This window comes from Flavobacterium sp. OHVDL-2026-0007 (genome assembly GCF_059882335.1).
The window spans coordinates 3,098,195-3,111,969 of the sequence record NZ_CM187612.1 but is presented as its reverse complement, the minus strand read 5'-3'; the positions used below and the strand labels follow the sequence as shown (position 1 = coordinate 3,111,969).

Genomic DNA, 13,775 nt, shown 5'->3' with positions numbered 1-13,775 from the left:
ATTAGAGCAGCGAACAAAGATAACAAAAAACTCTACTTTTCGCTGTTTCAAATACAAACTTTCCACTTTTTTATTACATTTGGAATCCTAAAAAAAAATGTAATGAAAATCATTTCTTATAATGTAAACGGAATTAGAGCTGCAATTTCAAAAGGATTTATTCAGTGGTTAGAACAAGCAAACCCCGATGTTATTTGCCTTCAGGAAATCAAAGCTACCGAGGAACAGATTCCGGTTGATGATATAACTGCAGCAGGCTACCCTTATCAATATTACTATTCTGCGACAAAAAAGGGATATAGTGGAGTGGCTATTTTATCTAAAATAAAGCCGAATAATGTCGTTTATGGAACTGGAATTCATCATATGGATTTTGAAGGACGTAATCTTCGTGCCGATTTTGATGATTGCTCGGTGATGAGCTTGTATCTTCCTTCAGGAACCAATATTGAAAGGTTGGATCACAAGTTTATGTTTATGGATGATTTTCAAAATTATATTAATGAATTGAAAATGAGTATTCCGAATCTTATTATATGTGGGGATTACAACATTTGTCACGAAGCGATTGATATTCATGATCCTGTTCGTAACAAAACCGTTTCCGGTTTTTTACCAGCAGAACGTGCTTGGATTGATGGGTTTATGAAGTCTGGTTTTATTGATAGTTTTAGACACTTTAACAAAGAACCGCATCAGTATTCGTGGTGGAGCTATCGCGCAGGAGCCAGAGGGAATAATAAAGGTTGGCGTATTGATTATAATTTAGTGAGCGATTCAATGGAACACCGATTAAAACGAGCGGTTATTCTTCCTGATGCAGTGCATTCGGATCATTGTCCTGTTTTAGTTGAAATAGAATAATTTTTGGTATTGTTATTGTGACATCGGTAGCAAGTTAAGTCGAATACTGGGCTAAGGTTTGGAATTAGACGAATTGTGGTTGAATTATTAATTATGCCTTAAGTAAAAACAAATAAAATGATTAAAAAAGCCTCTATTGGAATGCTGGTTCTGGCCTTGTCGATGACTTCATGCGTGTCCAAGAAAATTTACAATGATCTTGAAACGAAGTATGCAGATCTAAAGAAAGAAAATCGTTCGATTTCGGATGAAAATGCTGATTTGCAAAAAACAAAGAATCAATTGGAGTTGGAGCGAGATGGTTTGACCAAGGATTTGAGCGGTACTAGAGCAGATCTTGAAAAACAAAAAGCAGATTTAGCAGCGGCTCAAAATAAGTTTAAGGTATTACAGGATTCATACAATGCACTTGAAAAGAATAGCAACGATGCATTAGAAAAGAATATGAATAAAAACCGTGAATTGTTAGCACAGTTAGAAGTGAAATCTAAAAAACTGGCAGAGGAACAAGCGCGTTTAGATAAAACAGCAAGTCGTTTGAACGAACTTGAAGCGATGATCGCAGCTAAAGAAGAGGCTATGCGTAAACTAAAAGAAACTTTGTCTAAAGCTTTAAACGGCTTTGAAGGAAAAGGACTTACTGTTGAGCAGAAAAATGGAAAGGTATATGTTTCGATGGAAAACAAATTACTTTTCAATTCGGGAAGTTGGGCCGTTGGAAGCGAAGGAAGAAAAGCAGTAGTGGAATTAGGAAAAGTTTTGGGCGATAATCCAGATCTTTCTGTTTTGATCGAAGGACATACAGATGATGATCCTTATGCAGGTTCTGGTGTAATAGCCAATAACTGGGATCTATCCACTAAAAGAGCCACCGCAATTGTGAACATTTTGAGTGAAAACAGCAAAATCAACAAGCAAAAATTAACAGCGGCAGGTCGTAGTGAATTTTCTCCATTGGCGAGTAATGCCACACCAGAAGGGAAAGCAAAAAATCGTAGAATCGAAATTATCTTAACGCCAAGATTAGATGAAATCGCTGAAATGTTAAATAGTATAAACTAAGAAACGAAGGTTTTAAAGTTCAAGGGCTCAAAGTAATTTGAGCCTTTTTTTATGGGTCAGCTTGGAGGTTTTTGTTTTTTATCTTCTTTTTAACTTTTGGCTGATTTTCATTTGGAAAATACCGTTGTATCTTTGACTCTTTATTCTTTAAAACGAATTAGCATAGCGTGTAGGCGCTTTAGAACTTCAAATAAATGAAAGACACAACTTTACCCAATACCGATATAAAAGTTAGTAAAATATGTCTTGGGACTATGACTTTTGGGCGACAAAATACAGAAGCAGAAGGACATCAACAGATGGATTACGCACTAGAAAATGGTGTTAACTTTTTTGATACCGCAGAAATGTATTCGATTCCAGCCAGTGAAGCAACCTACGGAAGCACCGAGAAAATTATAGGGACTTGGTTTAAGAAATCAGGTAATCGTGAAAAGGTGGTTTTGGCAAGTAAAATTGCAGGCCCAAATCCGAGTTTTGGGTACATGAGAGAAAAATTAGACTTCTCTCCGGCTAGTATTAAATATGCTTTGGAGAATAGTTTGAAACGTCTTCAGACCGATTATATTGATTTGTATCAATTGCATTGGCCAGAGCGTAAGACCAATACTTTTGGACAACGTGCTTTTAAAGTGCAAGATGATGCCTGGGAAGATAATTTTAGGGAAGTATTGCAAACCTTGGATGGTCTAATAAAAGAAGGGAAGATCAAGCAGCTAGGGGTTTCCAATGAAAATGCTTGGGGAATGATGCGTTTTCTAGAAGAAAGTAAGTATCAGAACCTACCGAGAATAAAAACGGTTCAAAATCCATACTCCTTATTGAATCGTCTTTTCGAAATAGGGTCAGCGGAGTTAGCTCTTCATGAAAATGTTGGATTGTTGGCCTATTCTCCTTTAGGATTTGGGGTTTTGACCGGGAAATTTTTAACAGGTGAAGAGCATCCAAATGCACGAATTAAACTCTTTCCTCAGTATACACGTTACAGTAGTGAGCAATGTACTCAGGCGACTAAATTGTATCAAGAAATAGCACACAAACACGGTTTAACACTGACACAAATGGCGATGGCCTTTGTATTGCAACAGCCGTTTTTAACCAGCGCCATTATTGGGGCAACGACTTTGGAGCAATTAAAAGAAAATATCGATACTATCGATATTGTGCTTTCAAAAGAGATATTGGCCGAGATTGATAAAGTTCAGGCTATAATCCCAGATCCGGCACCCTAACTGAAAAACGAATAAAATAGAAATCCCGCAAATTGGTTCAGATTGTTTCTTGATCATTTGCGGGATTCTTATGTTGGGATGGAATTGTCTTAAAGATCGAATTCCTCGTAAGTGGCTAGTGAGTCAACTGGAATTGCTGTGGAGTCTGGAGTTTTAATTCGTAAAAACGAACGTGCATTTCCAGAGACATAAACAGGTCTAAGGCCGCCAAGGGTATCTTCTGAAACTAGAACGCCACGACGCAGCATCAAATTACTAAGGAATTTTTGGTTTTGTACAGCATAGTCTTTGAGGTTTCCTTGATCGTTAAACTGGTACATGAATTTTCGAGGTTTGGGAATGATGGTAGCCAAGAATAAACATTCGTTTAGACTTAGATCGGAAGGGCTTTTTTGAAAGTAAAAATGACTGGCTTCACCAATTCCGTATACGTTGGGACCCCATTCAATAATGTTGAAATAGACTTCGAGCATTCTTTCTTTACTGCTAACGCGATTGTTCTCTAGGATATACACCAGTAAAATTTCTTCTAGTTTACGAGAAAGTGTTTTTTCACGGGTTAGAAAGACGTTTTTGATCAATTGCATGCTAATGGTGCTGGCACCACGAGAGAATTTTTTGGTTTTAATGTTCTTTAGAATCGATTGTTTAAAGGCTTCGTTTATAAAGCCACGATGTGTAAAGAAAGAAGGGTCTTCTGTGGTTAAAACGCATTTTCGCAAATAGGGAGAGATCTGATCTAAAGGGGTATAGTTTGGATTTGCATTACCAACTAAAACGGGTCTTTGTAATACGTTGTCAATAATAGCGCGGTAGACAAATTCTCCATTTAATTTGTTCAGATTTGCTTCGCCGTATTTGGTTATTTTTAAGTCTTCTTTGTTGAGTTTACTATCAAAAACTAAGGTGTTTGGTTTGTTTTTGTTGAATTTAAAGTCCAGTTTGTAGTCAAAATTCCCCGTTGCTTCCATGCCTTGAAAATGGGTAAACAAACCATCCGGTAATGAAACGATAAAATCTTGCGCTTTCATTTTAGGGATGTTTACTTTTAAAGCATAAATGGTGTCTTTTTCGGTATCATAGGATACAAAAGGATGCAGTTTTATTTTGTTCAATTGCATAGTGGATGTGCTGTCAATCGAAATAAAATGATCTCCTAGCAAAAAACGATAATCAAAGCGTGCATTTTTAATTTGCACATCTTTGCTGGCTATTTTTGGATGATTAATCTTTAGGTTGCTAATCGAGGTGTAGCCGTCAATGTGTAGTTCGCTGCCGTCTTTTTCTATGTTTTGGACGTTTAATCGAATCGAATCGAAGCTTGCTTTTAAGTGGAAGCGCTCGTCTAAATAAGGTACTCGGATGGCTCCAGTGTCCAAATTGAAAAAGCGAATATCTGCCTTTTTGTGTCTAGGGTCTGCAAATCCTTTGATGTTCCAGCGTTGGTCAAAATCTTTACTTTGAACATGAAGATTGGTTTCGAGTTGTTTGTCGCTTAAAACGAGTTTATCGATCGAGATAGTGGCTTTTTTACCATTGTCATCAATCTTGAAATTCAAATCTTGTAACTTCATGTCTGTGGGTACTAAGTTTAGTAATTTGGAGATGATGTTATAAGTGAAAGCGGCGTATTTTCGTTTTTCATTTTTATCTGAATCACTTTTGTCTTTCTTTAAGAAAGCGTCAAAATTGCGGATGTTTCCTTTTTTGACGAACTGGATGTACCCTTTGTTGATATGAAGCGTGCCAATTTGAATGTTTCCAATTAATAAATTGGCTAAACTGATACTGGTTTCTATATTTTGAATGTTACAAAGTGTGTCCGCATTTTTTGGGGCTATAATGATATTGGTCAACTTAATGCCAGAAAGACCATCAAATGTGGCAGATTTTACAGAAAAATTACTGTGATAATCTGTGTTCATTTTGTTGGTTACTTTAGTGATGGCTTGCTTTAGTAGCGCATCGCGAAAAAAGTAGAATCCAAGAAAAAGTACCACTAATAATAGCGCAAGTATTTGAAGTGCTTTAAATATTTTTTGTTTTGGAAAGTTCATAAACTTAGTTGGCTGTGCGAGATCATTCGCTTTTCAAATCTAGTGTAAATTAGAAAATTATTGGCCTATAGTCCAAAGAAATAATTCATAAGGAGTTGAAAATAATGTAAAAGCAGTAGGTACTTAGGATTTAGTAATTAGAATTTCACCCAAATAAAATACTGGCTACGTCTTCAATTTTGGCAACAAGTTCGATTTTTATTCCGGTGTTTTTTAGTGCAATTTTATTGTACTTGGAAACAAAGATGGTTGTGAATCCTAGTTTTTCTGCTTCCTGAATACGTTGGTCGACTCTATTGACCGGACGAATTTCTCCTGATAGACCTACTTCTCCAGCAAAACAAAATCCTTTGGTAACTGGGATGTCTTCGTTGGAAGATAGAATAGCGGCGACAACCGCAAGGTCGATTGCTGGGTCATCCACAGAGATTCCACCAGTTACATTAAGGAAAACGTCTTTTGCTCCAAGACGAAAACCAGCTCTTTTTTCTAAAACCGCCAAAATCATGTTTAATCTTTTGGCATTATATCCTGTTGTGCTTCGTTGGGGTGTTCCGTATACAGCAGTACTTACAAGCGATTGGATTTCGATCATTAAGGGACGCATTCCTTCTAGGGTTGAGGCAATGGCAGTTCCGGATAATTCTTCATCTTTGTGTGAAATTAATATTTCAGATGGATTGGATACTTCTCTTAAACCGCTTCCTAACATTTCATAAATACCCAATTCAGCAGTGGATCCAAAACGGTTTTTTAGAGAACGTAAAATACGGTAGACATGATTCCGATCGCCCTCGAATTGTAAAACCGTATCGACCATATGTTCAAGTATTTTTGGTCCTGCAATGTTTCCGTCTTTGGTGATATGTCCAATTAAAATAACGGGAATGTTGGTTTCTTTGGCAAATTTTATCAGTTCAGCAGTGGTTTCTCTGATTTGAGAAATACTTCCTGCGGTTGACTCAATATAGTCGGTATGTAAAGTTTGTATAGAGTCGATAATCACAATTTCGGGCTGAATAGCTTCAATTTGTTTGAAAATATTTTGGGTTTTGGTTTCTGTCAAAATATAACAATTGTCGCTGTTTGGCGTGATTCTTTCTGCGCGCATCTTTATTTGCTTCTGGCTTTCCTCGCCTGAGACATAAAGAGTTTTATAGGGTAATTTTAATGATATTTGAAGTAAAAGAGTACTTTTTCCAATGCCTGGTTCTCCGCCTAAAAGGGTCAAAGATCCAGGAACGATCCCACCACCTAAGACACGATTTAATTCGCCGTCGGTAGTGTTCATTCGAACCTCCTGAGTCGAATCGATTTCGTTTATTTTTAAAGGCCTTGGCGCTTTTCCGTTAGCGGTTGGTTCACTTTTCCAAGCTACTTTTTCTTGCTTTTGAATGATTTCTTCTGCAATGGTGTTCCATTCCTTACAAGCATTACATTGTCCTTGCCATTTGGCATATTGAGTTCCACAATTTTGGCAAAAAAAGGAGGTTTTGATCTTTGACATTATTTGCTTTTTTTAGAAAGTGCATTCATTTGATCCATTTTTTCGTACATCAAGTCCTTGGTCAGATCACCGATTGGTTCCATCTGAGAAGCATTTTGATATTTTTTGGAAGCTCTTTTAGGGTCGCCCATTTTTTCATACATTAAACCTAATTCGTATTCTCCTAACATGGCTTTTGGATAGTGAACATTTCCAATTTCGGCCATTTTACCTAATTCGTCGTAGGCATTCTTCTTTAAAATGATGTTTTCGATTACTTTGAAGTCACCCATTCTCACTGGGATTTGCACGCCCAATACTTTGGACATAACAGCATATTTGTTTTCTAAATAGTCAGCATAACCTGTTTGAAGTGTGGCGATTTTGGTATTGTATTCCGCTGAATTAATAGGTTTGTATACTTCGAAAATTTGATAGAGCGCATTGGGAATAGAATGTAAAACTTCTGTGTAATGCGTAGCATTTTTAAAGAAGTCGTATTTGTAGTTCACTAGAGGATTGTTGGCAATTTTGATATTGCTGTCTAACTTCTCTATGGGTTCTTTTATTTTTTTTATGTCACCGTCAGCTGCTGAAAGGTAATAAAAGAAAGGTTCTTTAACTTTAGCAAATTTCTCGGGAATTCGTATTTCCATTTGAGGAGCAAGTTCCGGACTTAAGCAGATATAGGCGTTAAAAAGCGGGATTTCCTTGTATAAATAGAAATTGATAAAACTTGCCGTGGTGTCGTGACCTGCTATAATTCTAAAAGGAGAGGTGCGGTACTTTTTTTCAATATACGGAACTAATTCAGATCCAATAAATTCAAAAAAAAGAGCTCCTTTTTCAACGGGCAAGCCTGTGCTTTGATCCGTCGTGGTGTCGTCAAAGCGTTCCTCATTTTTATTTTGATGTATGCCTATAATGATCATCTCGGGTAAATCGTCCCAATAGGTTCCGTAGCTTAGGGCACCAGAAAAAGGGTCGAATAAATAATCGCCGTCGAGTAAGTACAGTACGGGATATTTTTTGTCTGGGTTGGATTCATAGGAAGCTGGAAGGCCAATGGTTATTCTTCTTTCCTCTCCAAGTTTTGTAGACTGAATATTGTCGAATTTTTTCTGAGAAAAAACAGAAATGGAGAGTAAGGTGAGTAGTAGGTAAACTTTTTTCATGATTTGGGGGTTTTCAGTGAATTAAAAGTGTTGAAATATGGCAGCAATATAATACTTTATTTGCTTTTTTGTGAATGTGACATTTTAAAAAGCAATGCGATTTAAGGCAATAAATCTATTTGGATTTAGGCAATAGAAATCCTGTTTGACAAAGTGATTTGACAAATAGAGGGGTAGAATGTAAAAGTAAGCTTAGGTTAGCGAATTATCGTTTTCATTAGGGAAAATGATCCATGGTTTGAAGGTTTTGGCTTCTTCAAAATCAAGGGTTGCATAAGAGATAATGATGATAATGTCGTCTTTTTGAACTTTTCTAGCAGCAGGACCATTCAGGGTGATGTCTCCTGAGTTTTTGGTTCCTTTGATAGCGTAAGTTTCAAAACGTTCGCCATTATTGATGTTTACAATAGATACTTTTTCGCCTTCAATAATGTTTGAGGCTTCTAGTAATGTTTCGTCAATAGTAATGCTGCCGATATAATTTAAATCAGCTCCGGTTACTTTTACACGATGAATTTTTGATTTTATTACTTGAATTTGCATGTTGCAAAGGTAAATTAATTTAATGAAATGGTATCAATCAGTCTTATATTATTAACAAATACAGCGATAAAGGCACGATAGTTTTTGTCTTTATTTTTGTCTTCTATTGGTAATAATGTGGATTCGTCAGCAATTACGAAATATTCTAAGTCAAAGGTGTTGTTGTCTTTGAAGGAATTTTCTACAAAGGCTATGGTTTCCTCAGGGCTTTGCGTTTTGAAAATTTCTTTGGCTTGTGTTAATACCTTAAAAATTAGTGCGGCTTCTTTTCGCTGTTCAGGACTTAATCGCTCGTTTCGAGAGCTCATCGCTAGTTGGTTCTCTTCTCTGTAAATTGGACAGCCAATTACCTTCACGGGTAGTTGGTTCTTTTCTACCATTTTTTTTACGATTTGCAACTGTTGAAAATCCTTTTCTCCAAAATAAGCATTTGTAGGAGTTACAATCTCAAATAAACGTTTGACAATGGTTCCTACTCCGTTAAAATGACCAGGACGGAACTGTCCTTCCATTTGGTTTTCTAAGCCATCAAAATCGAAATCTTGTGAAATGGTATTTCCTTCGTAAATATCTTCTACAGATGGAGCGTACAAAATGATTTTATCGCTTAAAAGGCGCATTTTTTTTACGTCTTCATCTAAAGTTCTTGGGTATTTTGCCAAATCTTCAGGGTTGTTAAACTGAGTAGGATTAACAAAAATACTCACAACGGTGTCGTCGTTGTCTTTAAGGGATCTTTGCATTAAAGCTAGATGCCCTTGGTGTAAAGCGCCCATTGTAGGAACAAACCCGATGGTCGAATTTGCGGTTTTGATAGTTTTTAAATAAGCTATCAAAGCTACTTTACCGTAGAAAATATGCATGTCGGTATTATTAAAATTTAGTGCAAACATAATATATTAGTTAATAACTGCATAAATTTTTGTAATTTTGCAACGTTTTTATTACCAAAAATTAAGTAAAATACTATTATGAAAGATAAGAGGATATTATATGTATCATCTGAAGTCGTGCCTTATTTGGCTGAAAATGAGGTTTCTTTAATGTCTTATGACGTTCCTAAAATGATCAACGATCAAGGAGGTCAGATAAGAATTTTCATGCCTAGATATGGAAATATTAACGAGAGAAGACACCAATTACACGAGGTAATTAGACTTTCAGGGATGAATTTGGTAGTGAATGATTTAGACATGCCTTTAATTATTAAGGTGGCTTCTATTCCTAAAGAGAGAATTCAGGTTTATTTTATCGACAACGAAGAATACTTCAAGCGTAAAGCAACTTTTGCTGATGAAGAGGGTGTTTTGTATCCGGATAATGATGAGAGAGCTATCTTTTTTGCAAAGGGAGTTGTTGAAACAGTGAAAAAACTCAATTGGGTTCCAGACATAATCCACGTTCATGGTTGGTTGGCAGCGATGCTACCAATTTACATGAAGCATTATTACAAAAATGAAGCTTTGTTCTCAGAAACTAAAATTGTGACCTCGGTTTACGGGCAATCTTTTGATGAGAATTTAGATTTGGAGATGATTAATAAAGTGAAATTTGATGGAGTTCCACACGAGGCAATTTCTGATTTAGAGGTGCCGAACTATGAGAATGTTTTAAAGGCCAGTATACTGCATTCTGATGCTGTGATCATAGCGTCTGAAAATGTATCGCCAAGTTTAACAAAATTTATAGAATCTTCAGGAAAACCTTTTTTACCTTTCACCACGAAAGATGCATTCGCTGAGGCGTATACAGATTTCTATAAAAGTATGGGTCTTTAAAAATTAAACTTTATTATTAAACATGTATAATACTTCTTTTGTTAAGAAATTTCTATTAGTTGCAACAGTTGTTTTTTTCTCTTCTTGCGATAAAGAATTTAATGCTATCGGTGATAATTTGATTGGAGACGATCATTTTGGTTTAGAACCTGAACAATATGATGTTTTGGCTTATAATCAAGAAGTAACAGCAGTGCAGTCAAATGGCTTGCCAATTAATGCTTTGGGTATTTACGATAATCCAGTTTTGGGTGAAACTACAGCCAATTTTAATACACAGGTTTCATTGGAAGCTAATGCTTATGGTCCTATTATTGGAGATGCGCCTGTGATTCAAAGTGTAGTGCTTAGTGTACCTTATTATAGTCATGTAAAAGTGGCTAACTCTGACGGAACTAGTACCTATGAGTTGGATTCTATTTATGGGGCACCAGATGGAAAATTAAAGTTAAGTGTGTACGAATCTGGAGTTCAAATGCGCAGTTCTTATTTCGATAATGGATCGCAATTGGCACAATTGTATTATACAGACGAAGATGCGACTTTTGATAAGTTTAAGAAAGTAGTAGATGAGACTACTCAGGCTCCTTTGAATAATGATCCAAGAGAGTCACAAAATAAAAAATTCTTTTTTGATGCCACACAACAAGTGGATTCTGTAGTAGATGCTACAACTAAAAAAGTAACGGTAACTCGAGTAGCACCAGAAATGCGTTTGAATTTGGATAAAGCTTTTTTCCAAAGAAAAATATTAAATGCTGATGCTTCTAAGCTTTCAAGTGAAAGTTTTTTTCAAGAGTACTTTAGAGGTCTGTATTTCAAAGCTGAAAAATCAGATGGTAGCCCTACTAATATGGCAATGTTAGATTTTGCCAGTAAAGGTAAGATTACCATTAAGTATAAAGCAAAAACTGCTAGTACAACTGATGCCGAAGATGTTATGGAGGATAAGACCTTGATAATTATTTTGAAAGGAAATACCGTTAGTTTGCCGAAAGATGTTAAAAAAGCAGAGTATGCAGCGGCTATAGATCCGGCAAATGTAAATAAAACGCAAGGAGATGCACGACTTTATGTAAAAGGTGGTCAAGGTTCTCTTGCGGTGATTGAGTTGAAAGATTTCGTTACAAAATTAGAAGAAGCAAGAACAAAAAAATGGCTAGTTAATGAGGCTAATTTAGTTTTTCATGTGGACTCAGACAAGATGGCTGGAGCGGAAGAGCCGAGAAGAATCTATTTGTATGATTTGGATAATAATGTAATTCTGGCTGATTATGTAGATGGAACTAGTGGAGCGATAAATTCAGATCCTAAGTCAACTAGGTATATTTTTGACGGGATGCTTAATGTGGATGCTACTACTAAAAGAGGAAAAACATATAAAATTAGGCTGACCAATCACGTGCGTAATCTTATAAAAGATGCTACTGCAAAGAATGTAAGGTTAGGTTTGGTTGTGACGGAAGATATAAATATGATAGCTTCTAATAAATTGAAGCTTAAAAATACTGTTATCTCCGAAGTGCCAAGAGCGGCAGTGATGAGTCCATTAGGGACGGTATTGTTTGGTGCTAATATCCCTGCGGGTGATGCCAATTACGATAAGAGGTTAAAGCTTGAAGTTTACTACACGAAACCAAATTAATAAATATATATGTGTGGAATTGTTGGATATATCGGTCATAGAGAGGCCTATCCTATTGTTATCAAAGGATTAAAGCGACTCGAATACAGAGGATATGATAGTGCAGGTGTTATGTTATATGACGCAGCAGCAGGAATAAAAGTATGTAAAACAAAAGGTAAGGTTGTTGATCTTGAAGCTAAAGCGGAAGCTGGTTTTGCAACAAACGGAACTATTGGGATTGGACATACACGTTGGGCTACACATGGTGTGCCTAATGATGTAAACTCGCATCCACATCTTTCGAATTCTGGTGAATTGGCAATTATCCATAATGGAATTATTGAAAATTATGCGCCACTTAAAGAAGAATTAATAAAAAGAGGATATACTTTTAAATCGGATACGGATACAGAAGTTTTGGTTAATTTGATAGAAGAAGTTCAAAAAAACGAAAACTTAAAATTGGGGAAAGCAGTGCAAGTTGCTTTAAATCAAGTGGTGGGTGCTTATGCAATTGCTGTTTTTGATAAGAAAAATCCGAATGAAATTGTAGCGGCTAGATTAGGAAGTCCTTTGGCTATTGGGGTTGGAGAAGGAGAATATTTTATTGCTTCTGATGCTTCGCCTTTTATTGAATATACTTCGAATGCTATTTACCTGGAAGATGGTGAAATGGCGAACATAAGATTGCATAAGCCTCTTAAGGTTAGAAAAATAAAGGATGACTCTTTGGTAGATCCGTATATTCAAGAACTTCAAATGAATTTGGAGCAAATTGAAAAAGGCGGGTATGACCATTTCATGCTTAAAGAAATCTATGAGCAGCCAAGTGTAATTAAGGATACATACAGAGGTAGACTTAATGCCAATAAAGGTATTGTTCAGATGGCAGGTGTTGAGGATAATTTAGAGAAATTTTTAAACGCTAAACGAATTCTGATTGTTGCTTGTGGAACTTCATGGCATGCAGGTTTAGTAGCGGAATATATTTTTGAAGAGTTTACTCGTATTCCTGTAGAAGTGGAGTATGCATCTGAATTCAGATACAGAAACCCAATTATCAACAAAGATGACGTTGTGATTGCAATCTCTCAATCGGGAGAAACTGCTGATACTATGGCGGCAATCAAATTGGCAAAAGAAAACGGAGCATTCGTTTTTGGTGTTTGTAATGTGGTAGGATCTTCTATTTCGAGAGAAAGTCATGCAGGTGCTTATACACATGCTGGACCAGAAATCGGAGTGGCTTCAACGAAGGCTTTTACAACACAAATTACGGTGTTGACCATGATTGCATTGCGATTAGGGAAGGCGAAAGGGACTTTATCTAATACAGATTTCCATACCTACTTACAAGAGTTAGAAATAATTCCTGAAAAAGTGGCTGAAGCGTTGCAAACTAACGACAGAGCAAAAGAAATTGCTGCGGCTTTTAAAGACGCGCCAAATTGTTTGTATTTAGGACGTGGTTATAATTTCCCTGTGGCTCTAGAAGGTGCATTGAAGTTAAAAGAGATTTCTTATATTCATGCAGAAGGTTATCCTGCTGCGGAGATGAAACACGGTCCAATTGCTTTGATTGATGAGCATATGCCGGTTATTGTAATTGCACCTAAACAAGGGCATTACGATAAGATTGTAAGTAATATTCAAGAGATAAAATCAAGAAGTGGTAAAATTATCGCTGTGGTTACAAAGGGTGATACTCAAGTTCGTGATCTTGCTGATTATGTGATTGAAATTCCAGAAACTTCCGATGCGTTGTCTCCATTGATTACCACTATACCTTTGCAATTGTTATCATACTATATTGCTGTTATGAGAGGTTGTAATGTGGATCAGCCTAGAAACTTGGCGAAGTCAGTTACTGTAGAATAAAAAGATAAAACATATAAATGTTAAAAAGCGAGACTTAGGTCTCGCTTTTTTTGTTTTGTCATTTTTCTTTTAT

The 13,775-nt window shown here is 36.3% G+C and carries 11 protein-coding genes; 6 read left to right on the top strand and 5 right to left on the bottom strand.

What is annotated here, in order from left to right:
* Positions 1 to 102: 102 nt before the first annotated feature.
* The 3 genes from AC51AA_RS12650 (at position 103) to AC51AA_RS12640 (ending at position 3,158) form a co-directional block, all read left to right on the top strand.
* Entirely contained in the window at positions 103 to 864 is a 762-nt protein-coding gene (locus AC51AA_RS12650; RefSeq protein WP_500702596.1) for an exodeoxyribonuclease III, read from the top strand.
* A gap of 117 nt (positions 865 to 981) precedes the next feature.
* A complete protein-coding gene (locus tag AC51AA_RS12645) occupies positions 982 to 1,926 on the top strand; it encodes an OmpA/MotB family protein (protein WP_500702595.1) in 945 nt (314 codons plus the stop codon).
* Positions 1,927 to 2,120: 194 nt separating this feature from the next.
* Entirely contained in the window at positions 2,121 to 3,158 is a 1,038-nt protein-coding gene (locus AC51AA_RS12640) for an aldo/keto reductase (RefSeq protein WP_500702594.1), read from the top strand.
* Between the two features lie 89 nt (positions 3,159 to 3,247).
* Here AC51AA_RS12640 and AC51AA_RS12635 read toward each other — a convergent pair whose 3' ends face one another.
* The 5 genes from AC51AA_RS12635 to panC form a co-directional block, all read right to left on the bottom strand.
* On the bottom strand, positions 3,248 to 5,215 hold the full coding sequence (locus AC51AA_RS12635; protein WP_500702593.1) for a transglycosylase domain-containing protein: 1,968 nt from the start codon (positions 5,213 to 5,215) through the stop codon (positions 3,248 to 3,250).
* Positions 5,216 to 5,360: 145 nt separating this feature from the next.
* On the bottom strand, positions 5,361 to 6,722 hold the full coding sequence (gene radA, locus AC51AA_RS12630) for a DNA repair protein RadA (protein WP_500702592.1): 1,362 nt from the start codon (positions 6,720 to 6,722) through the stop codon (positions 5,361 to 5,363).
* Positions 6,722 to 7,876 carry an alpha/beta hydrolase gene (locus AC51AA_RS12625; protein ID WP_500702591.1) on the bottom strand — a complete coding sequence of 385 codons (1,155 nt, stop codon included), beginning with the start codon at positions 7,874 to 7,876 and terminating at the stop codon, positions 6,722 to 6,724. The genes radA and AC51AA_RS12625 overlap by 1 nt, the downstream gene beginning before the upstream one ends.
* Before the next feature lie 192 nt (positions 7,877 to 8,068).
* Positions 8,069 to 8,419: an aspartate 1-decarboxylase gene (gene panD, locus AC51AA_RS12620; RefSeq protein WP_500702590.1), complete on the bottom strand. Its 351-nt coding sequence runs from the start codon at positions 8,417 to 8,419 to the stop codon at positions 8,069 to 8,071.
* A 14-nt stretch (positions 8,420 to 8,433) separates the two neighbouring features.
* On the bottom strand, positions 8,434 to 9,312 hold the full coding sequence (panC, locus tag AC51AA_RS12615; RefSeq protein WP_500702589.1) for a pantoate--beta-alanine ligase: 879 nt from the start codon (positions 9,310 to 9,312) through the stop codon (positions 8,434 to 8,436).
* A gap of 78 nt (positions 9,313 to 9,390) precedes the next feature.
* Here panC and AC51AA_RS12610 point away from each other — a divergent pair, with 78 nt between their 5' ends.
* The 3 genes from AC51AA_RS12610 to glmS are packed head-to-tail and all read left to right on the top strand — an operon-like array spanning position 9,391 to position 13,702.
* Positions 9,391 to 10,197, top strand: coding sequence for a glycogen/starch synthase (locus AC51AA_RS12610; protein WP_500702588.1), 807 nt, complete (start codon positions 9,391 to 9,393; stop codon positions 10,195 to 10,197).
* Positions 10,198 to 10,219: 22 nt separating this feature from the next.
* Positions 10,220 to 11,842, top strand: coding sequence for a BamH family beta-barrel-assembly machinery protein (gene bamH / locus AC51AA_RS12605; RefSeq protein WP_500702587.1), 1,623 nt, complete (start codon positions 10,220 to 10,222; stop codon positions 11,840 to 11,842).
* A gap of 9 nt (positions 11,843 to 11,851) precedes the next feature.
* A complete protein-coding gene (gene glmS, locus AC51AA_RS12600; protein WP_500702586.1) occupies positions 11,852 to 13,702 on the top strand; it encodes a glutamine--fructose-6-phosphate transaminase (isomerizing) in 1,851 nt (616 codons plus the stop codon).
* Positions 13,703 to 13,775 lie beyond the last annotated feature (73 nt).